Origin of the sequence: Jiangella sp. DSM 45060, assembly GCF_900105175.1 — a bacterium.
In the GTDB taxonomy this organism is placed as follows: domain Bacteria; phylum Actinomycetota; class Actinomycetes; order Jiangellales; family Jiangellaceae; genus Jiangella.
The window spans coordinates 1,696,955-1,720,112 of sequence record NZ_LT629771.1; the positions used below are offsets into that span (position 1 = coordinate 1,696,955).

23 protein-coding genes are annotated in these 23,158 nt (G+C 73.4%); 17 read left to right on the plus strand and 6 right to left on the minus strand.

All coding sequences use genetic code 11. From position 1 onward, the window contains the following. Positions 1 to 3: 3 nt before the first annotated feature. Positions 4 to 465 (minus strand): DUF3515 domain-containing protein, encoded by a 462-nt coding sequence (locus BLU82_RS07630; protein WP_092617953.1) that lies wholly within the window; start codon positions 463 to 465, stop codon positions 4 to 6. Continuing rightward, positions 444 to 680, minus strand: a complete 237-nt coding sequence (locus tag BLU82_RS07635; protein WP_069113992.1) for an Lrp/AsnC family transcriptional regulator — start codon at positions 678 to 680, stop codon at positions 444 to 446. The genes BLU82_RS07630 and BLU82_RS07635 overlap by 22 nt, the downstream gene beginning before the upstream one ends. A gap of 85 nt (positions 681 to 765) precedes the next feature. On the opposite strand from BLU82_RS07635, the gene BLU82_RS07640 reads away from it, so the two are divergent. Next, the gene (locus tag BLU82_RS07640) at positions 766 to 1,716 is read left to right on the plus strand and encodes a thiamine-phosphate kinase (RefSeq protein WP_092617954.1); all 951 of its coding nucleotides are present in this window, start codon (positions 766 to 768) and stop codon (positions 1,714 to 1,716) included. 750 nt (positions 1,717 to 2,466) lie between these two features. Here the strand turns inward: BLU82_RS07640 and rpmB are convergent. Then, positions 2,467 to 2,655, minus strand: a complete 189-nt coding sequence (rpmB, locus tag BLU82_RS07645) for a 50S ribosomal protein L28 (protein ID WP_046771409.1) — start codon at positions 2,653 to 2,655, stop codon at positions 2,467 to 2,469. Between the two features lie 134 nt (positions 2,656 to 2,789). Between rpmB and BLU82_RS07650 the strand changes: the two genes are divergently transcribed. Then, entirely contained in the window at positions 2,790 to 4,403 is a 1,614-nt protein-coding gene (locus BLU82_RS07650) for a DAK2 domain-containing protein (protein WP_092617962.1), read from the plus strand. After that, the gene (gene recG, locus BLU82_RS07655) at positions 4,403 to 6,586 is read left to right on the plus strand and encodes an ATP-dependent DNA helicase RecG (protein WP_092617964.1); all 2,184 of its coding nucleotides are present in this window, start codon (positions 4,403 to 4,405) and stop codon (positions 6,584 to 6,586) included. The genes BLU82_RS07650 and recG overlap by 1 nt, the downstream gene beginning before the upstream one ends. Positions 6,587 to 6,720: 134 nt before the next feature. On the opposite strand, the gene BLU82_RS07660 is transcribed toward recG, so the two are convergent. Further along, positions 6,721 to 7,095 carry a hypothetical protein gene (locus tag BLU82_RS07660; protein ID WP_092617965.1) on the minus strand — a complete coding sequence of 125 codons (375 nt, stop codon included), beginning with the start codon at positions 7,093 to 7,095 and terminating at the stop codon, positions 6,721 to 6,723. Positions 7,096 to 7,229: 134 nt separating this feature from the next. On the opposite strand from BLU82_RS07660, the gene BLU82_RS07665 reads away from it, so the two are divergent. The 8 genes from BLU82_RS07665 to mutM all read left to right on the plus strand — a co-directional run bounded on the left by BLU82_RS07665 (position 7,230) and on the right by mutM (position 12,452). Further along, positions 7,230 to 8,201, plus strand: a complete 972-nt coding sequence (locus tag BLU82_RS07665) for a magnesium and cobalt transport protein CorA (RefSeq protein ID WP_092617968.1) — start codon at positions 7,230 to 7,232, stop codon at positions 8,199 to 8,201. Positions 8,202 to 8,229: 28 nt separating this feature from the next. After that, a complete protein-coding gene (gene rsmD, locus BLU82_RS07670) occupies positions 8,230 to 8,790 on the plus strand; it encodes a 16S rRNA (guanine(966)-N(2))-methyltransferase RsmD (protein ID WP_092617971.1) in 561 nt (186 codons plus the stop codon). Positions 8,791 to 8,808: 18 nt separating this feature from the next. Next, the gene (gene coaD / locus BLU82_RS07675) at positions 8,809 to 9,288 is read left to right on the plus strand and encodes a pantetheine-phosphate adenylyltransferase (RefSeq protein WP_092617974.1); all 480 of its coding nucleotides are present in this window, start codon (positions 8,809 to 8,811) and stop codon (positions 9,286 to 9,288) included. Positions 9,289 to 9,318: 30 nt separating this feature from the next. Next, positions 9,319 to 9,960, plus strand: coding sequence for a hypothetical protein (locus BLU82_RS07680; protein ID WP_157740692.1), 642 nt, complete (start codon positions 9,319 to 9,321; stop codon positions 9,958 to 9,960). A gap of 76 nt (positions 9,961 to 10,036) precedes the next feature. Then, positions 10,037 to 10,639, plus strand: a complete 603-nt coding sequence (locus tag BLU82_RS07685) for a DUF177 domain-containing protein (protein WP_370246290.1) — start codon at positions 10,037 to 10,039, stop codon at positions 10,637 to 10,639. 2 nt (positions 10,640 to 10,641) lie between these two features. Then, a complete protein-coding gene (rpmF, locus tag BLU82_RS07690; RefSeq protein WP_053205413.1) occupies positions 10,642 to 10,845 on the plus strand; it encodes a 50S ribosomal protein L32 in 204 nt (67 codons plus the stop codon). A gap of 22 nt (positions 10,846 to 10,867) precedes the next feature. Next, on the plus strand, positions 10,868 to 11,608 hold the full coding sequence (gene rnc / locus BLU82_RS07695) for a ribonuclease III (protein ID WP_069113983.1): 741 nt from the start codon (positions 10,868 to 10,870) through the stop codon (positions 11,606 to 11,608). Beyond that, positions 11,592 to 12,452, plus strand: a complete 861-nt coding sequence (gene mutM / locus BLU82_RS07700) for a bifunctional DNA-formamidopyrimidine glycosylase/DNA-(apurinic or apyrimidinic site) lyase (protein ID WP_092617983.1) — start codon at positions 11,592 to 11,594, stop codon at positions 12,450 to 12,452. Before rnc ends, mutM begins: the two co-directional genes overlap by 17 nt. 25 nt (positions 12,453 to 12,477) lie before the next feature. Here the strand turns inward: mutM and BLU82_RS07705 are convergent, their stop codons facing one another. Further along, entirely contained in the window at positions 12,478 to 12,855 is a 378-nt protein-coding gene (locus BLU82_RS07705) for a nuclear transport factor 2 family protein (protein WP_092617985.1), read from the minus strand. Between the two features lie 229 nt (positions 12,856 to 13,084). Here BLU82_RS07705 and BLU82_RS36275 point away from each other — a divergent pair, with 229 nt between their 5' ends. The 4 genes from BLU82_RS36275 to ftsY all read left to right on the plus strand — a co-directional run bounded on the left by BLU82_RS36275 (position 13,085) and on the right by ftsY (position 18,636). Further along, positions 13,085 to 13,285 carry a hypothetical protein gene (locus BLU82_RS36275; protein WP_092617987.1) on the plus strand — a complete coding sequence of 67 codons (201 nt, stop codon included), beginning with the start codon at positions 13,085 to 13,087 and terminating at the stop codon, positions 13,283 to 13,285. Between the two features lie 46 nt (positions 13,286 to 13,331). Then, positions 13,332 to 16,883, plus strand: coding sequence for a chromosome segregation protein SMC (gene smc / locus BLU82_RS07715; protein ID WP_092617990.1), 3,552 nt, complete (start codon positions 13,332 to 13,334; stop codon positions 16,881 to 16,883). Positions 16,884 to 17,057: 174 nt separating this feature from the next. Then, positions 17,058 to 17,396 (plus strand): hypothetical protein, encoded by a 339-nt coding sequence (locus BLU82_RS07720; protein WP_157740694.1) that lies wholly within the window; start codon positions 17,058 to 17,060, stop codon positions 17,394 to 17,396. A gap of 49 nt (positions 17,397 to 17,445) precedes the next feature. Further along, on the plus strand, positions 17,446 to 18,636 hold the full coding sequence (gene ftsY, locus BLU82_RS07725) for a signal recognition particle-docking protein FtsY (RefSeq protein WP_092617995.1): 1,191 nt from the start codon (positions 17,446 to 17,448) through the stop codon (positions 18,634 to 18,636). Positions 18,637 to 18,904: 268 nt separating this feature from the next. Here the strand turns inward: ftsY and BLU82_RS07730 are convergent, their stop codons facing one another. Beyond that, complete coding sequence (locus tag BLU82_RS07730) at positions 18,905 to 21,130, minus strand: MMPL family transporter (protein WP_092618010.1); 2,226 nt, start codon at positions 21,128 to 21,130, stop codon at positions 18,905 to 18,907. Positions 21,131 to 21,262: 132 nt separating this feature from the next. Here BLU82_RS07730 and BLU82_RS07735 point away from each other — a divergent pair, with 132 nt between their 5' ends. Together BLU82_RS07735 and BLU82_RS07740 are read left to right on the plus strand one after the other, a co-directional pair. Beyond that, complete coding sequence (locus tag BLU82_RS07735) at positions 21,263 to 22,459, plus strand: sensor histidine kinase (protein ID WP_092618015.1); 1,197 nt, start codon at positions 21,263 to 21,265, stop codon at positions 22,457 to 22,459. Continuing rightward, entirely contained in the window at positions 22,456 to 23,136 is a 681-nt protein-coding gene (locus BLU82_RS07740) for a response regulator transcription factor (RefSeq protein ID WP_092618018.1), read from the plus strand. Before BLU82_RS07735 ends, BLU82_RS07740 begins: the two co-directional genes overlap by 4 nt. Positions 23,137 to 23,158: the final 22 nt, after the last annotated feature.

Sequence of the window (23,158 nt, forward strand, 5' to 3'; positions counted from 1 at the left end):
ACGCTAGCGCAGGCCGCGCTCCGGGTCGGTGTCGAGGATCGCCGTCGCGAGGTCGGTCAGCACGTTCGCCTCAGGCGCGTAGTCGTCGGGCACGGCGACCTCGATCAGCACCTCCCGGTCGACGGCGGTGAAGAAGGTGCCGCCCTCGCCCTCGTCGGCCAGCCAGCCGACGCCGTCGACGTCGAACAGCTGGGCGTCCGGGCGGTAGGAGGCGGGCATCGCGACGCCGCAGCGCAGCACGATCGCCGGCTGACCCCATGCGGCCACGTACTCCGAGGACGGGTCGACGTCACGCTCGATCGCGTCGTCGACGGTGTCGGGGAGGGCGTCCTGGAGGGCGGCGCAGACGTCCGCGCTGCCGGGCTCGGGCTCGTGCGGCGTGACGTCGACGGCGCCGAACCCGCAGCCGGCCAGCACCGTCGCGAGGAGGATGACGGCCGGCGTCAGATATGGACGACTGGGCACGTGAGCGTGCGGGTGATGCCGTCGACCGTCTGCACGCGGGCGACCACGAGCTTCCCCAGATCGTCGACGTTGCCGGCCTCGGCCCGCACGATGACGTCGTACGGGCCGGTGACGTCCTCGGCGAGCGTGACGCCGTCGATCTCGGAGATCTTCCGGGCGACCTCGGCGGCCTTGCCCACCTCGGTCTGGATCAGGATGTAAGCCTGTACGACCACGGGTTTGCCCTCCCACGCGTGTTGTGTGCGAAGGGGTCAACCTACCTGGTCGAGGAAACGTGCGGGAGAAGAGGGAGCGCAGAGAATGCCCGACAGCGTTGGCGAGCTGGGAGAGTTCGGCCTCATCGGCGCCGTGACCGCACGGCTGCCGCAGGGCCCGGACGTCCTCCTCGGCCCCGGCGACGACTCCGCCGTGGTCGCGGCGCCCGACGGCCGCGTCGTGGTGACGACCGATCTCCTGGTGGAGAACCGGCACTTCCGCCGCGACTGGTCCGACCCCGCCGACGTCGGTCACAAGGCGGCCGCGCAGAACCTGTCCGACATCGAGGCGATGGGCGCCCGGCCCACCTCTCTGGTCGTCGGGCTGGGCCTGCCGGCCGACCTCCCGGCGTCCTGGGCGGTCGCGCTCTCCGCCGGTCTGGGCGAGGAGGCCGCCCTGGTCGGCGCCTCCGTCGTCGGGGGCGACGTCGTACGCTCGCCGCTGGTCGTCGTCTCGGTGACGGCGCTCGGCACCCTGGGCGGCGCCGCGCCCGTCACCCGATCCGGCGCCCGCCCCGGCGACGTCGTCGCGGTGTGCGGGCGGCTCGGCTGGGCCGAGGCCGGCTACCAGGTGCTGAGCCGCGGGTTCCGCACGCCGCGCCTGGTGGTCGAGGCGCACCGGCGGCCCCAGGTCCCATACGGCGCGGGTGTGGAGGCGGCTGCTCTCGGCGCCACCGCCATGTGCGACGTGAGCGACGGCCTGCTGGGCGACCTGGGCCACGTGGCCGACGCCAGCTCCGTCTCCATCGACGTCGATCCTGCTCTCCTGGAGGTGGCCGCGCCGCTGCGCGAGGTCGCCTCAGCCCTGGGCGCCGATCCGCTCACCTGGGTCCTCACCGGCGGCGACGACAACGCCCTCGTGGCGACGTTCCCCGCCGGGACCGAACTGCCCGAGCGGTGGACCGTCATCGGCGCTGTGGCCGCCGGCTCCGGCGTGACCGTCGACGGTGCGGAGTACGCCGCGCCCGGCGGCCACGACCACTTCGCCGGCCCCTGACCATCGACTGGCCGATCGTGGAGAAATCGGGGTTCCCGGTCCGCCGGATCTCCGATTTCTCCACCCTCAACGACGCCGCTTGGCCTGGCGGCAGGCCGGCAGGGCGCGCCAGCGTGGCGCGACGTTGTCGGTGCCCGCCCGTAGGGTGGGCCCCACCCGGGCCGGGAGGGGTCTACCTACCACGGGCCACCCGACGCGACTCGAGCAGCGCCGCGGTGAACTCGCGCCGCTTCCCTCGGTCGGCTTTCGCGCCATGATCGTCCAGGTTCTGTGGTGCTATCACGCCCCGAAACCTGGATGATCATGGCCCGGAGAGAGGCCAGCGGACGGCGACCCGGAGCGGAGCCGGTGGCCGAACCCGACGCGGCCAGAGGCGGCTAGCGAACCGGGACCAGCAGCGGAGTCGGTAGCCGAAACCCCACCTACGGCCAGTCAGCGGCCAGCGGAGCCGAACTCCAGCAGAGCTGCAAGCCGGGCCCATTTCCGGCCGGCCCCCTGACGCTGCTTTCACGGGGGCGCGGGCGGCCGGGTCAAGCGGTCCTCCGTCGCGCGAAGCGCCCAAGCAGAGGTCCGCTTGAGGCGGCCTCCCGCGCCCCCGACAATGGAAGCAGCAGGGGGCAGGCGGAACGCGGCAGAACAGAGCCAACGCGAGCCCAGCCAACGCGGAAACAAATCAACGCGAAAGAAGCCACCGAACGACAACGAACCGCCCCCCACCAGGGGAGCGGTTCATGGTCGTTCAGGCAAGCGTCAGCGGCGCGCGACCTTGCCGGCCTTGAGGCACGAGGTGCAGACGTTCAGCCGCTTGGGGGTGCCCCCGACGACCGTCCGCACGGTCTGGATGTTCGGGTTCCAGCGACGCGGGGTCCGGCGGTGCGAGTGCGAGATCGAGTTGCCGAAGCCCGGGCCCTTGCCGCAGACATCGCAGGTGGCAGCCACGGAGACTCCTACTGAGACGGATGATGGAAGACAACGGTCAACGTGCCCGCACCAGCACACCCGGCGCGAACAACCGCCCCAGCATACCGGGCCGCCGCGCCAGATAACAAACCGGCGCGGGGTAGTCTCGCCGGGTGCCACCGGTTCCCGACGCTGAGATCGTGCTGCGCTGGTGCCGCGCCGGGCTCGACGCGCTCGCGGCGGCCAGAGAAGAGATCGACGCGCTGAACGTGTATCCGGTGCCGGACGGCGACACGGGAACCAACCTGTATCTCACCATGGAGGCCGCCCTCCAGCACGCCGAGGACGCCGAGCCGACGCTGGCGGCCACGGCCGAGGCGGCCGCGCGCGGAGCGCTCATGGGCGCCCGCGGCAACTCCGGCATCATCGTCGCGCAGATGCTGCGCGGCGTGGCCGACGTGCTCGGACGGGAGGGGACGACGCTCGCGGACGGGCGGGCGCTCGCCGACGGGCTGGCGGAGGCCGCGACCGCGGCGCGCGACGCCGTCGCCGACCCCGTCGAGGGCACCATCCTCAGCGTCGCCCGGGCCGCCGCCGACGCCGCCCGACGCCGGGCGAGCACAGACGACCGAACCCTCCCCGCCGTCGCGCTCGCCGCGGCCGCCGCCGCCCACGAGGCCCTCGACCGGACCCCCGCCCAGCTGGACGTCCTGCGCCGGGCGGGCGTGGTCGACGCGGGCGGGAGGGGGCTGACGGTGCTGCTGGACGCGTTCGACACCGTGCTGACCGGACGGCGGCCGCTGCCTGGCCCGCGGACCGTCGGCACCCACACCGTACCTGCCCCTGCCTACACGGGTTGCGGCCCTCAAACAGGTCCCGCCTACGAGGTCATGTACCTCCTCGACGCCCCGCACGAGCGGATCGACCCGCTCAAGCGGACCCTCGCCGGCATCGGCGACTCGCTGGTCGTCAGCGGCGCCGGCGAGGAGTGGAACGTGCACGTCCACACCGACGACGCGGGCGCGGCCATCGAGGCGGGCATCGCCGCCGGCCGGCCGCACCGCATCAGCGTCACCTACCTGCCCGTCCAGCACCAAGCGCCGAAGGCGACGGCGCACCAGCGGGTGGTCGTCGCGTTCGCCGCCGGCGACGGGCTGGCCGAGCTGTTCGCCGAGGCCGGAGCGGTCGTCGTCGCGACGGCGACGGGGCACCGGCCGTCGACCGGCGAGATGCTGGCCGCCGTCGACCGCGGCGACGACACCCGCACGGGCGACGTCGTCATCCTGCCGAACGAGCGCGACGCGGTCCCGGTGGCCGAGGCCGCCGCCGCGGAGCTGCGCACCCACGGCAGGAGGGCGGCCGTCATCCCGACGGTCGCGCAGGTCCAGGGCCTCGCCGCCCTCGCCGTCCACGAGCCGCACCGCGCCTTCGACGCCGACGTCGTCGCCATGACCGCCGCCGCGGGTCAGACCCGCCACGGCGCCGTCACCGTCGCCGCCCGCGAAGCCGTCACGATGGCCGGGGTGTGCCGGCCGGGCGACGTGCTCGGGGTGGTCGACGGCGACTTCGCGGTGATCGGCGCGGACCTGCTGGAGGTGGCCACCGAGGTGGTCGCCCGTATGCTCGCGGCAGGGGGCGAGCTGGTCACGGTTGTCACCGGCGACGCCGCCACCGAGGGCCTCGCCGACGGCGTCGCCCGCGCGGTCCGCCGCGGCCACCCTGAAGCCGACACCGTCGTCTACCGCGGCGGTCAACCCCGCTACCCGCTACTGCTCGGAGTCGAGTGATGGTCGGATTCGACACGCAGCTGACCTCCGTGGTCGGCGACAAGACCGCCAAGGCGCTGGCGAAGACGCTGGACCTGCAGACCGTCGGCGACCTCATGCGCCACTACCCGCGCCGCTACGTGCAGCGCGGCGAGCTGACCGAGCTCAGCTCGTTGCGCGACGACGAGCTCGTCACCGTCGTCGCGCGGGTGAAGAGCGTGTCGCGGCGGCACATGAAGAACCGCCGCGGCACGCTGCTGGAGGCGGTCGTCACCGACGGCACCGGCGAGCTGCGGCTGACCTTCTTCAACCAGGCGTGGCGCGAGCGCGACCTGCGGCCCGACCGCATCGGGCTGTTCGCCGGCAAGGTCGGCACGTTCCGCGACCAGCGCCAGCTCGCGCACCCCGAGTACCAGATGTTCCCCGACGACGTCACCGACTTCCAGCAGGCGGCCGAGGAGTACGCCGACGAGATCATCCCGGTCTACCCGGCCAGCGAGAAGGTGCCGTCGTGGCTGGTCGCGAAGTCGGTCGAGGTGACGCTGCAGCAGCTCGGCGACCTCCCCGACCCGTTGCCCGACGAGGTGCTGCGCAAGCGCCGGCTGCCCGGCCTCGTCGCGGCGCTGAACGCCGTGCACCGTCCGAAGGCCATCGAGAAGGCGTGGACGGCGCAGCGGCGGCTGCGCTTCGAGGAGGCCTTCGTCCTGCAGACGGAGCTGGCCCGGCGCCGCCTGTCGACGGCCGCGCTGCCGGCGCATCCGCGCCGGGCCACGCCGGGCGGGCTGGTCGACGCGCTGGACGAGCGGCTGCCGTTCGAGCTGACGGAGGGTCAGCGGCAGGTCGGCGATCAGCTGGCCGCCGAGCTGGACACCCCGCACCCGATGCACCGGCTGCTGCAGGGCGAGGTCGGCGCCGGCAAGACCGTCGTCGCGCTGCGGGCCATGCTCGCCGTCGTCGACGCCGGGGGACAGGCCGCGCTGCTGGCCCCGACGGAAGTGCTGGCCCAGCAGCACCACCGCTCGCTGACGGCGATGCTCGGCGAGCTCGCGCAGGCCGGCATGCTCGGCGGCGCCGACCAGGGCACCCGGGTGGCGCTGCTCACCGGCTCGATGTCGACGGCGCAGCGCCGCACCGCGCTGAACGAGATCGTCACCGGCGACGCCGGCATCGTCGTCGGCACCCACGCGCTGCTGGAGGAGAACGTCCAGTTCTTCGACCTCGGCCTGGTCGTCGTCGACGAACAGCACCGGTTCGGCGTCGAGCAGCGGGCCGCGCTGGCCGCCAAGAGCCGCGACGGCACGCGGCCGCACGTGCTGGTCATGACCGCGACGCCGATCCCGCGGACGGTCGCCATGACGGTCTTCGGCGACCTCGAGATCTCCACGCTCTCCGACGTCCCGCGCGGCCGCGCCGACGTCGCCACGCACGTCGTCCCGGTCGACGAGAAGCCGCACTACCTCGACCGCGCCTGGCAGCGGGTGCGCGAGGAGGTCGAGAAGGGTCACCGCGTCTACATCGTCTGCCCGCGCATCGGTGACGACGACACCGGCTCGGCCGACGAGGAACCGCCGCCGGCCGACGATGACAAGCGCCGCCCGGCCGCCGTCCTCGAGCTGGCCGAGCACCTGCGCACCGGCCCGCTGCAGGGCGTCGGCCTGGACGTCCTGCACGGCCGGCTGCCGTCGGAGACGAAGGACGCGGTCATGGCGGCGTTCGCGGCCGGCACGACACCGGTCGTGGTGGCGACCACCGTCATCGAGGTCGGCATCGACGTGCCGACGGCGTCGATGATGGTCATCGTCGACGCCGACCGGTTCGGCGTGTCGCAGCTGCACCAGCTGCGCGGCCGCATCGGCCGTGGCGCCATCCCGGGCGTGTGCCTGCTGGTCACCGAGGCGCCGCCGGGCACGCCCGCGCGCGAGCGGCTGGACGCCGTCGCCAAGACCCGCGACGGGTTCGAGCTCTCGCAGGTCGACCTCGAGCACCGCCGCGAGGGCGACGTGCTCGGCGCGTCGCAGTCCGGCCACCGGTCCAGCCTCAAGCTGCTCCGGGTCATCCGCGACGTCGAGATCATCGAGCAGGCCCGCGAGGACGCCGGCGCCGTCGTCGAGGCCGACCCCGACCTCGCCGCGCACCCGGCCCTGCTGGACGCCGTCAGGGCCGCGCTGGCCGAGCAGGAGGCCGACTACCTCGACAAGGCGTGACGGGGTGTCTCCCGGGTCCGTGGCCTACTGCGCGACGCCCAGGCGGCGCCTCGCTGCGTTCTCGTCAGTCGTCATAGAACCCCGCTATGCCTCCTTCCTCGCACCTTGCGAGGCATCCACCTGGACGCCGCTCGCTACGGCCGAGACCCGGGAGACACACCCCGGGCGATCCCGGACCCGATGACGGCCGCCGCCAGCAGCGCGGCCAGCCGTAGCGCCGCCGGGGCGCCGTCCAGGGCCAGCGCACCGCCGTTGCCCAGCAGGAACGCGGTCGCGACGCACCAGCCGACGGCCGCGATGCACAGCGCCGCCACCAGGTGCGCCGCCCACGCCGCGTACACGCCGACGACGATCACCATCAGCCCCACGCGGACCTCGCCGTGCGCGGCGGGGACGGCGAGCGCGGCGACGCAGCCGCCGGCGGCGAGGACGGCGTACCCGGTGGCCAGCACGACCTCCAGCGGCCAGCCGGCGGCCCGGGCGACGAACGGGGCGGGGGAGTCGGTCACGTGCCCAGGCTCCGCCGCGGGACGGCGCCCGAGCGGTGCTCCCTACGGGTTCCTGACGCCGCGCGGGCGAATCTCAACGCTTTCTTGACGCCCGGCGGCCGGTTCGGGCCGGGTGGCCGTGCTGGAATCGAGACGTGATCGTGGACAAGGCCGTCTATCGCGACGGCGAGCGCGAAGAGATCGACGGCGACATCAGCGAGGCGTTCGAGCGGGCCAAGGCACGCGGCGACTGCTTCCTGTGGATCGGCCTGTTCGAGCCGGCGCACGAGGAGTTCGACCTCATCGTCGACGAGCTGAAGCTGCACCCGCTCGCGGTCGACGACGCCGTCAACGCCCACCAGCGGCCGAAGCTGGAGCTGTACGGCGACACCGTCTTCGCCGTGTTCAAGACGCTCGAGCACCGCGACGACGCCGCCACGCTCGACGTCGGCGAGATCATGATGTTCATCGGCGACGACTTCGTCATCACCGTCAGGCACGGCGCCATCAACCCGCTCGACACCGTCCGGCACCGGGTCGAGTCGGAGAAGTGGCTGCTCGACGCGGGCCCGGCCGGTGTGCTGTACGCCGTCAGCGACCTCATAGCCGACAGCTACACGCGGCTGGCCCGGCAGGTCGAGGCGGACGTCATCGAGACCGAGCGGCTGGTGTTCCAGCCCGGCGCCGCCGACGCCACCGAGGCGATCTACTCGCTGAAGCGGCAGGTGCTGCAGTTCCGCATCGCGGTCGACCCGCTGGTGCCGGTCATGGAGGATCTCACCCGGGGCCGGGTCGCGCTGTGCGCCGGCCTGAGCGAGTACTTCCGCGACATCCTCGACCACCTGTTGCGCGTCGACCGCATGGTCGAGGCGCAGAACGAGCTGCTCACGGGCGCGCTGGCGGCGAACCTGTCGCTGGTGACCATGCAGCAGAACATCGACCTGCGCAAGATCTCGGCGTGGGCCGCGATCGTGGCCGTGCCGACGATGATCGCCGGGGTCTACGGCATGAACTTCGACCACATGCCCGAACTGCACTGGTCGTTCGGCTACCCGCTGGCCGTGGGCGTCATGATAGGCGCGTGTCTGTTGCTCTATCGCAAGCTGCGCCGCAGCGGCTGGCTCTGAGGTCCGTACCACCTGGTACGGTCCGCCGGTGACGCGCATCGTGGCCGGCGCGGCGGGCGGCCGGCGGCTGTCCGTACCGCCCGGCAACCGCACCCGGCCGACGTCCGACCGCGTGCGCGAGGCGCTGTTCTCGTCGCTGGCGGCGACGTTCGGCGGCGGCCTCGGCGGGCTGCGCGTGCTCGACCTCTACGCGGGCAGCGGCGCGCTCGGCCTGGAGGCGCTGTCGCGCGGCGCGGAGCACTGCCTGCTGGTCGAGTCCGACGCCCGCGCGGCGGCCGTGATCAGGGCGAACGTCAAGGCGGTGGGGCTGCCCGGCGCGGTCGTCGTGGCGGCCACGGCGGAACGCACCCTGGCCACGCCGCCGGACGCGCCGTACGACATCGTGCTGGCCGATCCGCCGTACGCGATGGTTGACGCCGAGCTGAGTGGGGTACTCGTCTCGCTGACGGCGGGCTGGCTCTCCCCGGACGCGGTGGTCGTCGTCGAACGCGACCGCCGCAGCGCGCCGTTGACCTGGCCCGACGACATCGAGCCCGGCCGGGAACGGCGGTACGGCGAGACCGTGCTCTGGTACGGTCGCGCCCGGTGAGATGACACAGGAGGACACGTGCGCCGCTGTCTGTGCCCAGGCTCGTTCGACCCGGTCACGAACGGTCACCTCGACGTCATCGAGCGGGCCGCGAGCCTGTTCGACGAGGTCGTCGTCGCCGTCGGGGTGCACCCGTCGAAAAAGGGGCTGTTCTCCGTCGACGAGCGCATCGACCTGCTCGAGAAGGTATGCGCGCACCTGCCGGCTGTCCGGGTCGAGAGCTTCGAGGGGCTCTTGGTCGATTTCGCCCGCCGGCTCGACATCCCGGCTGTCGTGAAAGGGCTGCGCGCGGTCACCGATTTCGACTATGAACTTCAGATGGCGCAGATGAGCCACCGCCTGACGGGATTGGAGACGCTGTTCGTGGCGACCAATCCCGACTACTCCTTCCTTTCGTCCTCGTTGGTGAAAGAGGTAGCGTCCTACGGCGGTGACGTCGCTGGGCTGGTGCCCGACGTGGTGCTCCAGCGGCTGCATGAGAGATTGGGACGCCGGTGATCCTGCTCCGGCACACCTAGGGGGATGGTCATGGAGGTTCATGACAAGATCGCCGAGATCGTCACACTCGTCGACTCGGCGCGGACGATGCCCATGTCGTCCACCGCAATGGTGAACAAACAACAGTTGCTGACCCTGCTCGACGAGGTCCGCGAGGGATTGCCGGCGAATCTGCAGGCGGCCGAAGCGGTCCTGGGGCAGCGCGAGGCGCTGCTGATCGAGGCGCGCGGCAACGCCGAGCGCATCATCGCCAACGCCAACTCCGAGCAGGCCCGGCTGGTGGCCGACCACGCCGTCACGCAGGCCGCCCGGCAGGAGGCCGAGGAGATCCTGCGGCAGGCCCGTGAGCAGGCCGAGAACATCCGCAGCGACGCCGACGACTACGTCGACGCGAAGCTGGCCCGGCTGGAGATCTCCGCGGCCCGCATCGTCGAGACCGTCCGCGACGGCCGCGAGCAGCTGCGCCACCCCACGGCCTACGAGGAGCTGTCGCAGCGGCGCAACGGCAACGCGGTCGTCGTCCCGCAGCTCGACGGCGGGCAGGACGACTTCAGCGCCGGCTCCGACGGCCGGGCCGAGCGGTTCGGGCCGGACGCCGACGACTCGCCGGACGAGCCCGGCTCCGGCGGACGCGACGCGCGGCCCGACAAGCTCACGTCGGGTTTGGGATAGCGGGCCGCCGTCTAGTACCATCGGTCGTCGGCCTCACGCTGAGGCCGAGGTTGGCATGCCCTTACCAGCACGAGAGTTGACTACGCTGAGCACGCTCGATCCGCGCGCCCCGTTCGTACTCGCCACGCACGAGCTCGGACGACGGCCGGGTTCGACCCAGAAGGTCTCTCTCACGGTAGCGGCGCCCGCTGATCTCGGACTCGGTGCGGTGGTCGGGGTGCCCGACGGGGCCGACATCGAGCTGGACCTCCGGCTCGAGTCGGTCATGGAGGGCGTGTTGGTGTCCGGCACCGTCCGGGCGCCGTACACCGGCGAGTGCGTGCGCTGCCTGGAGCCCGTCGACGGCGAAGTCGTCGCCGAGGTCCAGGAACTGTACGTCTACCCAGAACGGGCCGACGACCCCGACACCGAGACCGACGACGAAGAACTGCGGGTCGAGGACGACCTCCTCGACCTCGAACAACCGGTCCGGGACGCGGTGGTGCTCGCACTGCCGCAGTCGCCGGTCTGCCGGGACGACTGCCCGGGCCTGTGCCCGGACTGCGGCGCCCGGCTGGCCGACGACCCGGATCACACGCACGACACCACCGATCCACGGTGGGCGGCCCTGGCCGGGTTGCTCGCCGACGACACGAACGAGACCGGCTCGAACAGGGCCGGCCCGACGGAAGAGAGCTAGCCGTGGCCGTCCCGAAGCGGAAGATGTCGCGCAGCAACACCCGCCACCGCCGTTCGCAGTGGAAGGCGAAGCTGCCGCAGGTCCAGCAGCGCACCGTCAACGGGCGCACCACCTGGGTCGTCGCGCACCGCGCCACCGTGGTCGAGGACTCCCAGGGCACGCCGCTGTTCCTGGAGTACAACGGCCGCCAGGTCGGCGACGTCTGAGGGCTCGCGTAGGAGCCCGCAGGTGACGTCCGAGGCCCCATCCCTGTCCGTGCTGGAGGGGCGCCTCGGCGTGCCCATCGAACCGCAGCTGCTGCAGCTGGCGCTGACCCACCGCTCGTACGCGTACGAGAACGGCGGGCTGCCGACCAACGAGCGGCTGGAGTTCCTGGGCGACGCCGTGCTCGGCCTGGTCGTCACCGACGCGCTGTACCGGCTGCACCCCGATCTCTCCGAGGGGCAGCTGGCGAAGCTGCGGGCCGCCGTGGTCAACATGCGCGCGCTCGCCTCCGTCGCCCGCGAGCTCGAGCTGGGCCGGTTCGTCCGGCTCGGCCGCGGTGAGGAGACCACCGGCGGGCGCGACAAGTCGTCCATCCTCGCCGACACCGTCGAGGCGCTCATCGGCGCCGTCTACCTCGACCGCGGGCTGGTCGAGACGTCCGCGCTGGTGCACCGCCTGGTCGACGACCTCATCGAGGCGTCCGCGCTGCTCGGCGCCGGGCTCGACTGGAAGACGTCGCTGCAGGAGCTGACGTCGCGGCACGCGCTCGGTGTCCCCGAGTACCGCATCGCCGAGGACGGCCCCGACCACGCGAAGACGTTCACCGCCGACGTCGTGGTCAGCGGCGAGGTGCGCGGCACCGGCACCGGCCGCAGCAAGAAGGAGGCCGAGGCGCGCGCCGCCGAACTGGCCTGGAAGGCGCTCAGCGAGGCCGCCGAGGCCGAGCAGGCCGCGGCCGGCGACCCCGGTGCCCGAACTCCCTGAGGTCGAGGTCGTCCGGCGTGGCCTCGCCGCGCACGCCGTCGGCCGCGTCATCGACCACGTCGAGGTGACGCACGCCCGCGCCGTCCGCCGGCACGTCGCCGGCCCCGCCGACTTCGCCGGCTCGCTGACGAAGGCCGCGTTCACCGACGCCCGGCGGCGCGGCAAGTACCTGTGGCTGCCGCTCGACGACGGCGTCCGCGCGGTGGTCGGGCACCTCGGCATGAGCGGCCAGCTGCTGGTCCAGCCGGGCGCCGCGCCCGACGAGACGCACCTGCGGGTCCGGTTCGTCTTCGCCGACGGCGACCCCGAGCTGCGCTTCGTCGACCAGCGCACCTTCGGCGGCCTGGCCGTCGCCGGGCTGGGTCCCGACGGCGTGCCCGTCCCGATCGCGCACATCGCGCCCGACCCACTGGACCCCGCGTTCGACGACGAGGCGTTCCGGCTGGCGCTGGGGCGCCGCCGCACCGGCGTCAAACGGGCGTTGCTGGACCAGTCGCTGATCTCCGGCGTCGGCAACATCTACGCCGACGAAGCGCTGTGGCGCGCGAAGCTGCACTTCGCCCGGCCCACCGAGACCCTGCGCCGGCCCGACGTCGCCCGGCTGCTGCAGGCGGTGCGCGAGGTCATGGCGGCCGCGCTCGAGCAGGGCGGCACGTCGTTCGACAGCCTCTACGTGAACGTCAACGGCGAGAGCGGGTACTTCGACCGCTCGCTGGACGCCTACGGGCAGGAGGGGCGTCCGTGCCGCCGCTGCGGCACCCCGATCCGGCGTGACCCGTTCATGAACAGATCGTCGTACACCTGCCCCCGCTGCCAGCCTCGGCCGCGGCATGCGCGCTGGTGAGACCGCAGCACCCCACGCCCCTGGGTCAGTCCGTGCTGGTGGGGCGGGTGCCGGGAGGCGCCTGCTGGTCGACGTCGGTCCACACCTCGGTCAGCCGCTGGATCAGCCCGTCGCGCAGGTGCGCGAACGTCGCGCACTCGAAATGCTGGATCCCGGTGTCGGCGCGCCCGGTGACGTGGGAACGGCACGCCGCCGCGTCGCCGGCTCCGACGAGCTCCTCGACGCGCAGCCGGTCGAAGCCGGGGTACTCGGCGTTGAGGCGGATCCAGGCGTCGTGGCCGAAGGTCTCGCCCGTGTGCACGTACCGGCAGGTGAAGTCCGGGTGGAGGTACTGCCCGAGGTCGCCCCATCGTCGTTCGTCGATGGCGATCATCAGAGCTCTCAACGCGGATTCCGCCTCCATGGTCGCGGACCCTACCGCGACGACCGCCGGAGCCGGGGTGCGGCCGGTCCCTCCGGGGCATGCGCGCTGGTGAGACCGGTTGAGGGATTCCTTCGAACGAGTTGACCGAGAGGCACGTCCGGTGAGATGCTGGTACGCGTTGCGGCCTGTGCGTCTACGGTCAGACGGGTGCCGCGTCACACACGAAAAGTGATCATCACATTCTCAGGCCTTCTGGAGGGCTTCGACAATGGCGAAGGCGCTGTTGGGTTATGTCGGGGGAACTGATCCAAGGCTCACTACCGAGGTACAGCGCTTGCGCAGGCGGGTGACCGACCTCGAAGCGCAGGTGCTGCGGCTTCAGGTCGAGAACGACCAGCTTGCCGAAGCAGCTGTCGAGCACGGCAGGCTCCTCGACGACACGCACGTGCCGCAACCGGCCCTGACCTGAGCCCAGCGGTTGTAGGCTGGCCCCCACATGCAGGGGAGTCGGTCCATTGCACCTGAAGAACTTGACGTTACGGGGATTCAAGTCCTTCGCGTCGTCCACGACGCTACGCCTGGAACCGGGCATCACCTGTGTCGTCGGGCCCAACGGGTCGGGTAAGTCGAACGTCGTCGACGCCCTGGCGTGGGTCATGGGCGAGCAGGGGGCCAAGAGCCTGCGCGGCGGCAAGATGGAGGACGTCATCTTCGCCGGCACCGCGGGGCGTCCCGCGCTCGGCCGCGCCGAGGTCGTCCTCACCATCGACAACACCGACGGCGCGCTGCCGATCGAGTACTCCGAGGTCACCATCTCGCGGACGATGTTCCGCAACGGCGGCTCCGAGTACGCCATCAACGGCCAGTCCTGCCGGTTGCTGGACGTGCAGGAGCTGTTGTCCGACTCCGGCATCGGCCGCGAGATGCACGTCATCGTCGGCCAGGGCCAGCTCGACGCCGTCCTGTCCGCCACGCCCGACGACCGCCGAGGCTTCGTCGAGGAGGCGGCCGGCGTCCTCAAGCACCGCAAGCGCAAGGAGAAGGCGCTGCGCAAGCTCGAGGCTATGGCCGCGAACCTCACCCGCGTGCAGGACCTCACCGCCGAGCTGCGCCGCCAGCTCGGGCCGCTGGGCCGGCAGGCCGAGCTGGCCCGCAAGGCCGCCACCATCCAGTCCGACCTGCGCGACTCCCGGCTGCGGGTGCTCGCCGACGAACTGGTGCAGGCCCGGGCCAGCTTCGAGCAGGAGGTCGCCGACGAGACCGCGCTGAAGGCCCGGCAGGCCGAGCTGGCCCGCGCGCTGGAACAGGCGCGCGCCGCCGAGGCCCGGCTGGAGGCCGAGGTCGCCCAGGTGGCGCCGCGGCTGACGCAGGCCTCCGACGCCTGGTACCAGCTGTCCGGGCTGCGCGAGCGGGTCCGCGGCACCGCGTCGCTGGCCACCGAGCGGGCCCGGCACCTGTCCGCCGCCGGCGAGGCGCCGCGGTCCGGCCGCGACCCCGACGAGCTCGAGCAGGAGGCCGCCGCCGTCCGCGAGCAGGAGGCCGAGCTCGAGGAGCAGATCGCCGCCGCCCGCGAGGCGCTCGACGACGCGCTCGAGACCAGCCGCGTCGCCGAGGAGGCGGCCCAGGCCGAGGAGCGCCGGCTGGCCGCCGCCGTCCGGGCCAGCGCCGACCGCCGCGAGGGCGTGGCCCGGCTGTCCGGCCAGCTCGACGGCGCCCGCCGCCGGGCCGCCGCGGCCGAGGCCGAGCTGACCCGCCTCGGCGCCGCCCGCGAGGAGGCGCGCCGCCGTGCCACCGCCGCCGAGCACGAGTACACCGCGCTCGAGACCACCATCGCCGGGCTGTCCGTCGGCGAGGACGGCCTCGACAGCGAGCACGAGCGGGCCGCCGCCGCGCTGGCCGCCGCCGACGACGTCCTCACGAAGCTGCGCGAGCAGGAGCGCGCCGCCGAGGGCGAGCGGGCCGCGCTGGTGGCCCGGCACGAGGCGCTGCAGATGGGGCTGGCCCGCCGCGACGGCTCCGAGGCGCTGCTGGCCGCGTCCGACCGGCTGTCCGGTGTGCTCGGTTCGGTGGCCGCGCTGCTCACGGTCGAGTCCGGCTGGGAGGCCGCGGTCGCCACCGCACTGGGCGCCGCGTCCGACGCCGTCGCCGTCGAGTCCGTCGACGACGCCGTGGCCGCGCTGCGGCTGCTCCGCGACGACGACCTCGGCCGGGCCGGGCTGCTGGTCGGCGGCGCGCCGTACGACGACCCCGGCGCGTGGCAGCCGCTGCCGGGCGGGCTGCGCTACGTCGTCGACCTCGTCACCGCGCCGGCCGAGCTGCGGCCCGCGCTCACGAACCTGTTGCGCGGCGTCGCTGCCGTCGACGACCTCGCCGCCGCCCGCGCGCTGGTCGCCGAGCTGCCCGAACTCGTCGCCGTCACCCGCGACGGCGACCTCCTCGGCCGCGACCGCGCCTACGGCGGGTCCAGCAGCGCGCCCAGCCTGCTGGAGGTGCAGGCCGCCGTCGACGAAGCCGCCGACCGCCTGGCCATCGCCACCGGCAAGGCCGAGGACCTCGGCCGCAAGCTGGCCGCCGCCGAGCGCACCCGCGCCGAGGCGGCCGCGGCCGAGTCCGCCGCGCTGACGAAGCTGCGCGAGTCCGACGCCGAGCTGTCCTCCGTCGCCGAGCAGCTGGGCCGGTTGAGCGGCACCGCTCGGGCCGCCTCCGAGGAGGCCGAGCGGCTGGCCGAGTCCGTCGCCCGGGCCGAGGAGACCCGCGACCGCGACCTCGGCGCGCTGGAAGAGATGGAAGAGCGGCTCGCCGCCGCCGAGGAGGCCGGCGACGACGACGTCGAGCCGTCCACCGACGAGCGCGACCGCCTCGCCGAGCGGTCCCGCGCCGCCCGGCAGGCCGAGACCGAGGCGCGGCTGGCGCTGCGCACCGGGGAAGAGCGGGCCCGCGCGCTGACCGGCCGGGCCGAGAGCCTCGAGCGGGCCGCCCGGCAGGAGCGCGCCGCCCGCGAGGCCGCCGTCGCCGCCGCCCGCCGCCGGGCCGCGGAGGCCCGGGTCGCCGCCGCCGTCGGCCGCGGCGCCGCCGTCGTGTTGCGGTACCTGGAGCGGTCGCTCGAGCTGGCCGCCGCCGAACGCGACGAGGTGCAGGAACTGCGGGCCGAGCGCGAGCAGGCGCTGACGGCCGAGCGGGCGCGGGTGCGCGAGGTGTCGGCGGAGCTGGACGAGATCACGTCCACCGTCCACCGCGACGAACTGGCCCGCGCCGAGCACCGCATGCGGGTCGAGGCGCTGGAGACCAAGGCGCTGGAGGAGCTGGGCGTCGACCCTGCCACGCTGGTCGACGAGTACGGCCCGCACCTGCCCGTCCCCGTTCCGCCCGGCGACGACGGCGAGCCGCGCGAGCCGATCCCGTACGTCCGCGAGCAGCAGCTCAAGCGGCTCAAGGCGGCCGAGCGCGGGCTGTCCGCGCTGGGCAAGGTCAACCCGCTGGCGCTGGAGGAGTTCGCGGCGCTGGAAGAGCGGCACGCGTTCCTCACCGAGCAGCTGGAGGACCTGAAGAAGACCCGCGCCGACCTCCTCGACATCGTCAAGGAGGTCGACGACCGCGTCCAGCAGGTGTTCGCGTCCGCGTTCGAGGACACCGCCCGCGAGTTCGCCGACGTCTTCTCCCGGCTGTTTCCCGGCGGCGAGGGCAAGCTGGTGCTGACCGAGCCCGACGACATGCTCACCACCGGCATCGAGGTCGAGGCCAGGCCGCCGGGCAAGAAGGTCAAGCGGCTGTCGCTGCTGTCCGGCGGCGAGCGCTCGCTGGTGGCCGTCGCGTTCCTGGTGGCGCTGTTCAAGGCGCGGCCGAGCCCGTTCTACATCCTCGACGAGGTCGAGGCGGCGCTCGACGACACCAACCTCGGCCGGCTGCTCACCATCTACGAAGAGCTGCGCGAGCGCAGCCAGCTCATCGTCATCACCCACCAGAAGCGCACCATGGAGATCGCCGACGCCCTCTACGGCGTCTCCATGCGCGGCGACGGCGTCACGGCGGTCATCTCGCAGCGCATCCGGGAGTCCGAGCCGGTCTGACCTTCCCTTGGGGGAATGTAGCGCGCTTCGTTGGGTACTGGAACGGTCCCCTGTGACGCGTGGGGCAACCGGACGGACACGCCGCGCGTCTTTCGGGAGACGGGGTCGCACCTGCGCTACCGTCGGTGTTGCAGGTGTGAAAGATGTTACTGCTGTGACCAACGGGGGTGTCACATGACGGCAGTAGTCGTGGCGATGCTGGTGATCGTGATGGTGGCGACGGCCGTGCTGGCCGCCGTCGGCGCGTACTACCACCTGGCCAGCTCGGCCATGGTGCGGCGAAGACTGCGCCGCTGGCGGTTCCTCGCGGTGGCCCGCCTGGACGATTGGCGCGCGGCGTCGTTCCACGCCCTGCGCGTCGCCCGCCGCGGCATCGCCCGGCGCCTGACCCGGCCCGCGCCGTCCTCCTCCGCCGCGGAGTCCGCGGACGCTCCGGAGGCGGAGCCGGCCAGCGCTCCCGCGGCGTTGCCCCGCATCGGCGGCGCCTCCGGCGTGACCCACCGCGCCGCCTGACCGCGTGGCCGCACCGGGTGGTCCGGTGCTGCGCTGAGAACGTGCGAGGATGGCGGCCGTGGAGTACATCGTCATCGTCGCAGCCGTCGTGGTCGTCCTGGGCATCGCCCTCGCAGCGTTCCTGGTGCCTCGCCGCCGGCGCGGCCAGGTCGAGGCGCCCGCGCCGCGGCCCGGCACCGACGTCCTGCCCGGGGTCGGCGACGACGCCACCACGCCGGTCGAGGAGCAGCGCACGCCGATCTCCGACGTCGAGCTGCCCGAGGCGCCGGCCGAGCCCGTCGTCGAGGAGCCGGTCCTCGAACGTCCCGAACCGGCCGCCGGACGGCTGACCCGGCTGCGCTCGCGGCTGTCCCGCTCGCAGTCCGGCTTCGGCAAGGGCCTGCTCAGCCTGCTCTCGCGTGAGCGTCTCGACGACGAGACGTGGGAGGAGATCGAGGACACCCTGCTGACGGCCGACCTCGGCGTCGCGCCGGCGCAGGAGCTGGTCGAGCGGCTGCGCACCCGGGCCCGCGTCGAGGGCGTGCAGAGCCCCGAGGCCGCGCGCACCCTGCTGCGCGAGGAGCTGCTCGCGCTCGTCGACCCCGCGCTGGACCGCGCGCTGCGCACCGAGCGGCACGTCGAGGACGGCCGCCCCGCCGTCGTCCTGGTGGTCGGCGTCAACGGCACCGGCAAGACCACGACGGTCGGCAAGCTGGCCCGCGTCCTCGTCGCCGAGGACCGCGACGTCGTCCTCGGCGCCGCCGACACGTTCCGCGCGGCAGCCGCCGACCAGCTCACCACCTGGGGCGACCGCGTCGGCGTCCTCACCGTCCGCGGCCCCGAGGGCGGCGACCCCGCCAGCGTCGCCTTCGACGCCGTCAAGGTGGGCATCGAGCAGGAGGCCGACACCGTCCTCGTCGACACCGCCGGCCGGCTGCAGACCAAGGTCGGCCTGATGGACGAGCTGGGCAAGGTCAAGCGGGTCATCGAGAAGCACGGCCCGGTCGACGAGGTGCTCCTCGTCCTCGACGCCACCACCGGCCAGAACGGCCTCGTGCAGGCCCGCGTCTTCGGCGAGGTCGTCGACGTCACCGGCATCGTGCTGACGAAGCTCGACGGCACCGCCAAGGGCGGCATCGTGGTCGCCGTCCAGCGCGAGCTGGGCGTCCCCGTCAAGCTGGTCGGCCTCGGTGAGGGGCCCGACGATCTCGCACCGTTCGACCCCGAGGCCTTCGTCGACGGCATCCTGGGCGAGTCCTGACGCACGTCCGAATCAAGAACGCCAGCACGACCAGCGGCCAGAAATCCCGAAGGATCTGACCCATGATCATGGTGTGACGACGAAGCCTCTCCAAGCGCTCCAGCGTCGAACGTCCTCGCCCGTTGCTACGACTGAGACAAGCCCTCCGTCAACGGGTAGGCCTGATCGTGGTTGGGTTTAGGTGCGTCAACACCCATGATCCCAGCTAAGCCCCGGTGTGTGCTGCTACGACTCCACACCGGGGCTTCTTGCGGCCTGCCGCTGTCGCCTAGGTCCGCACAGGCTCCGGCTCTCGCTCCGTGGCCGGCGGCAGGAAGAGCTCCGGCCGTCCCTCGACGTAGAGCTGCGGCATCCGCCGGTCCAGCCACCGCGGCGACCACCAGTTGGCCCGGCCGAGCACGTGCATCACGGCGGGGACGAGCAGCATGCGCACGATGGTCGCGTCGATGAGGATCGCGGCCGCCATGCCGACGCCGAGCGACTTCAGCACGACGTCCGGGCTGGGCACCAGCGCCGCGAACACCGTCACCATGATCGCCGCGGCCGCCGTGATGACCCGGCCGGTCCCGGCCAGCCCGTCGACGATCGCGCGGGCGTTGCTGCCGGTGCGCAGCCACGACTCGCGCATGCGGCTGATCAGGAACACCTCGTAGTCCATCGACAGCCCGAACAGCACCGCGAACATCACCACCGGCACGTACGCGGGCATCGGCGTCTCGGTCTCGACGCCGATCAGCTGGCCGACCCAGCCGCCCTCCAGCACCAGCGCCACCACGCCGTACGCGGCGGCGACGGAGAGCAGGTTCATCACCGCGGCGGTCAGCATGATGATCACGCTGCGGAACGACACCAGCAGCAGGATCATCGACACCGTCACGACGCCGCCGATCAGCAGCGGCAGCCCGTCGGCCATCGACTCGTTGACGTCGATCGCCGCGGCCGTCACGCCGCCGACGTGCACGTCGACGGGCGCGCCCGGCAGCACGTCGTCGCGCAGGGTGTGGACGAGGTCCTCGGTCGCGGCGTCCTGCGGCCCGCCCGACGGGATGACGGTGAGCAGCGCGGCGTCGCCGGCCTCGGTGACGACCGGCGGCAGGACGGCGGCGACCCCGGGCGTCGCCGCGACGGTGTCGGCCAGCGCGGGCAGCGCGCCGGCGTCGGCCCCGCCGCCGGGCAGGTCCGCCACCAGCAGCAGCGGCCCGTTCGCGCCCGCGCCGAACCCGTCGGCGAGCAGGTCGTACGCCTGCCGGCTGGAGTGGCCGGCCGGGTCGTTCCCGGCGTCGGGGAAGCCGAACCGGGCGCCCAGGAACGGCGCCGCCAACGCCAGCATCAGCCCGCCGCCGAGCACGACGGCGAGGACGTTGCGGCGCTCGATCAGCCGGCTCCACCGCAGCCACGCCCGCGACGGCGCCACGTGCCCGCCCTCGGCGACGGTCACCGCGCCGCGCCGCCGCCCGATCGGCAGCCGCCACCGCTCGATGCGGTGCCCGAAGAAGCCGAGCAGCGCCGGGAACAGCGTCGCGGCGGCCGCCATCACGACGAGGACGGCGACCATCGTCACGACGGCCGCGCCGCGCATGAACGACAGCCCCATCGCGAACAGCCCGAACATGCTCACCATCACCGTGCCGCCGGCCACCATGACGGCCCGCCCGGCGGTGTCGAGCGTCGCGACGGCCGCGTCCGGCGGTTCCAGCCCGGCCGCCCGCCACTCGCGGAACCGCGTCACCATGAGCAGCACGTAGTCGATGCCCAGCGCGATGCCCATCAGCGACGCCAGGATCGGCGCCCAGTCGGGCACGTCCATCACCGCCGCGACCAGCCCGGCCAGCGTCGAGCTGATCGCCAGCCCGGCGACGGCGACGCCGATCGGCAGGCCGGCCGCCACCACCGTCCCGAACGTCACCAGCAGGATGACGGCCGCGGCGACCAGCCCGACCATCTCGCTGCCGAACTCGCCGGACTCGGCGATGCGGATGGTGTCGCCGCCCAGCGCGACGTCCAGCCCGGGCCGCTCGGCCGCCTCCGCCGCGGCCAGCAGCCGCTCGGTGTCCTCGACCGGCATGTTCTCCGGCGCGTCGACGCCGAGGTTCAGCCGCGCCGTCAGCGTGCGGCCGTCCGGCGCCAGCCCGCCGGGCGCCGTGTACGGGTCGTCGACGGCCGTGACGTGCGGCAGCGTGCGCAGCTCGTCCAGCAGCGCGCCGACGTCGGCCTGCACGGACGGGTCGGTCACCGGACCCTCGGAGCGCACGACCACGTCCACCGGCTCGCCGGCCTGCGCCGGGAACCGGTCGGTGAGCAGCCGCTGCGCCTGCTGCGAGTCGCTGCCCGGGCTGGAGTAGTCGACCTCGTAGTCGCCGCCGAACGCCGCGGCCAGACCGACGGCGACGGCCAGCGCCGCCGCCCAGCCGATCAGCACCCGCCAGCGGTGCCGGAACGCCACGCCGGCCAGCCGCCCCAGCGGCCCCGGCCTCTGCCTCGGTGTAGTCGTCATACCGTGATCCTCGAAGGACGGCGCCACCCCCGTCGTCCGCCGCCGAGCGCGTCCGGCTACGCCACCGGGAGTAGCCCGCTGCGCCGGGTGGACGACGCCGGGCGTGGGTGCGCGTCGCTACCATCGCTTGCCATGGAGCGGTTGGTACGGCGCCTCCCGACGTTGTCGGCGCGCGCCCAGGACGTGCTGATCGCCGGTTTCGTCACACTGCTGCAGGTGCAGGGCACGCATTCGGCGATCGAGCGCGAGCCCGAGCTGGGCGGGCCGGCCGAGGCGCTCGGCATCCCCGGCAACGCGCTGCTCCTGCTCAGCGGCCTGGTGCTGCTCGTGCGGCGGCGCTGGCCGATCCCGGTTTTCATCGTGACCGGCCTGGTCAGCGTCGCCTACTTCGGCTCCGGGTTCCCCGACGGCCCCGGCTGGCTGTCGCTGTTCGTGGCCATCTACACGGTGACGGCGCACGGCGACGGGCGGCGCTCGCTGGTCGTCGTCGCGAACGGGCTGACGGTGCTGGCCGTCGTCTGGATCGCGACAGCCGAGGGCGGGACCGAGCGCATCGGCTGGCTGGCGTTCCGCATCGGCGCCACCATCATGGCCGCCGCGCTGGGCGAGTCGGTCCGCTCCCGTCGCGTCATCGCCGCCGACGCCGTCCAGCGGGCCGAGGTGGCCGAACGGACCCGCGACGAAGAGGCGCGCCGCCGGGTCGACGCCGAGCGGCTGCGCATCGCCCGCGAGGTGCACGACACCGTCGCGCACGCCATCGCGATCATCAACGTGCAGGCCGGCGTCACGGCGCACGTGCTGGACAAGCGGCCCGAGCGGGCCCGCGAGACGCTGCTGACGATCGAGCAGACCAGCGCCCGCGCGCTGCGCGAGATGCGCTCCGTCCTGGGCGTGCTCCGCGGCGACGACGACGGCTCGCCCGGGCCGAGCCTGGGCGCGCTGGACGAGTTGGTCGCCGTCGGGCGGCGGGCCGGTCTGGACGTCACGGTGACGGGGTCGGTGCCCGCCGGGGTGGTGCCCGACGACGTCGACCGCGCCGCCTACCGCATCGTCCAGGAGGGCATCACCAACATCATCCGGCACGCCGGGCCGGCCCGCGTCACCATCGGCCTCGAGCTGGCCGGCGGCGAGCTGCGGGTCTCGATCGCCGACGACGGCGGCGAGCTGAGCGGCCCGGCCGGCCCGCCGGTCGAGCCCGGCCGCGGCCTGGCCGGCATGCGGGAGCGCTGCGAGCTGCTCGGCGGCACGTTCGAGGCCGGACCTGACGGCGACGGTTTCAAGGTGTCCGCCCGGCTGCCGCTGAACCGCGTCGAGGCCACCGCCCGATGACGTCCACCACCGTCCGCGTCGTCCTCGCCGACGACCAGGTGCTCGTGCGCACCGGCTTCCGCGTCCTCCTCGACGTCGAGGACGACATCGACGTCGTCGGCGAGGCGGCCACCGGCGCCGAGGCGATCGAGCGCTGCCGCGAGTCCCGTCCCGACGTCGTGCTGATGGACATCCGCATGCCCGGCCTCGACGGCATCGAGGCGACCCGCCGCATCGCCGCCATCCCCGGCCTCGAGCGGGTGAAGGTGCTGATCCTCACCACGTACGACACCGAGGAATACGTGTTCGACGCGCTCGAGGCCGGCGCCAGCGGGTTCCTCCTCAAGGACGCCGGCCCGCAGGAGCTGCTGCACGCCATCCGCGTCGTCGCCGCCGGTGAGGCGCTGCTCGCGCCCAAGATCACCCGCCGGCTGATCGCCCAGTTCACCGCGGTCCGCGCGGCCCACCAGGTGGCCGAGGACCGCCTGGGCGTGCTCACCCAGCGCGAGCGCGAGGTGCTCGCCCTCGTCGGCACCGGCCGGTCCAACGCCGAGATCGGCGCCGAGCTGTCGCTCAGCCCGGCCACCGCCAAGACCCACGTCAGCCGGGCGATGATCAAGCTGGGCGCCCGCGACCGCGCCCAGCTCGTCGTCATCGCCTACCAGACCGGCCTCGTCAGCGCCCGCCCGCCGGCCTGACGCCGGCGGTGACGGCGGGGGA

Excerpts from the sequence above, each read along its gene's own strand:
- BLU82_RS07740 (WP_092618018.1), top strand. The coding sequence starts at position 22,456 with ATGACGTCCACCACCGTCCGCGTCGTCCTCGCCGACGACCAGGTGCTC.
- BLU82_RS07720 (WP_157740694.1), top strand. The coding sequence starts at position 17,058 with ATGACGGCAGTAGTCGTGGCGATGCTGGTGATCGTGATGGTGGCGACG.
- BLU82_RS07705 (WP_092617985.1), bottom strand. The coding sequence starts at position 12,855 with ATGGAGGCGGAATCCGCGTTGAGAGCTCTGATGATCGCCATCGACGAA.
- ftsY (WP_092617995.1), top strand. The coding sequence starts at position 17,446 with ATGGCGGCCGTGGAGTACATCGTCATCGTCGCAGCCGTCGTGGTCGTC.
- BLU82_RS07735 (WP_092618015.1), top strand. The coding sequence starts at position 21,263 with ATGGAGCGGTTGGTACGGCGCCTCCCGACGTTGTCGGCGCGCGCCCAG.
- BLU82_RS07640 (WP_092617954.1), top strand. The coding sequence starts at position 766 with ATGCCCGACAGCGTTGGCGAGCTGGGAGAGTTCGGCCTCATCGGCGCC.
- BLU82_RS07730 (WP_092618010.1), bottom strand. The coding sequence starts at position 21,130 with ATGACGACTACACCGAGGCAGAGGCCGGGGCCGCTGGGGCGGCTGGCC.
- BLU82_RS07680 (WP_157740692.1), top strand. The coding sequence starts at position 9,319 with ATGGAGGTTCATGACAAGATCGCCGAGATCGTCACACTCGTCGACTCG.
- BLU82_RS36275 (WP_092617987.1), top strand. The coding sequence starts at position 13,085 with ATGGCGAAGGCGCTGTTGGGTTATGTCGGGGGAACTGATCCAAGGCTC.
- recG (WP_092617964.1), top strand. The coding sequence starts at position 4,403 with ATGGTCGGATTCGACACGCAGCTGACCTCCGTGGTCGGCGACAAGACC.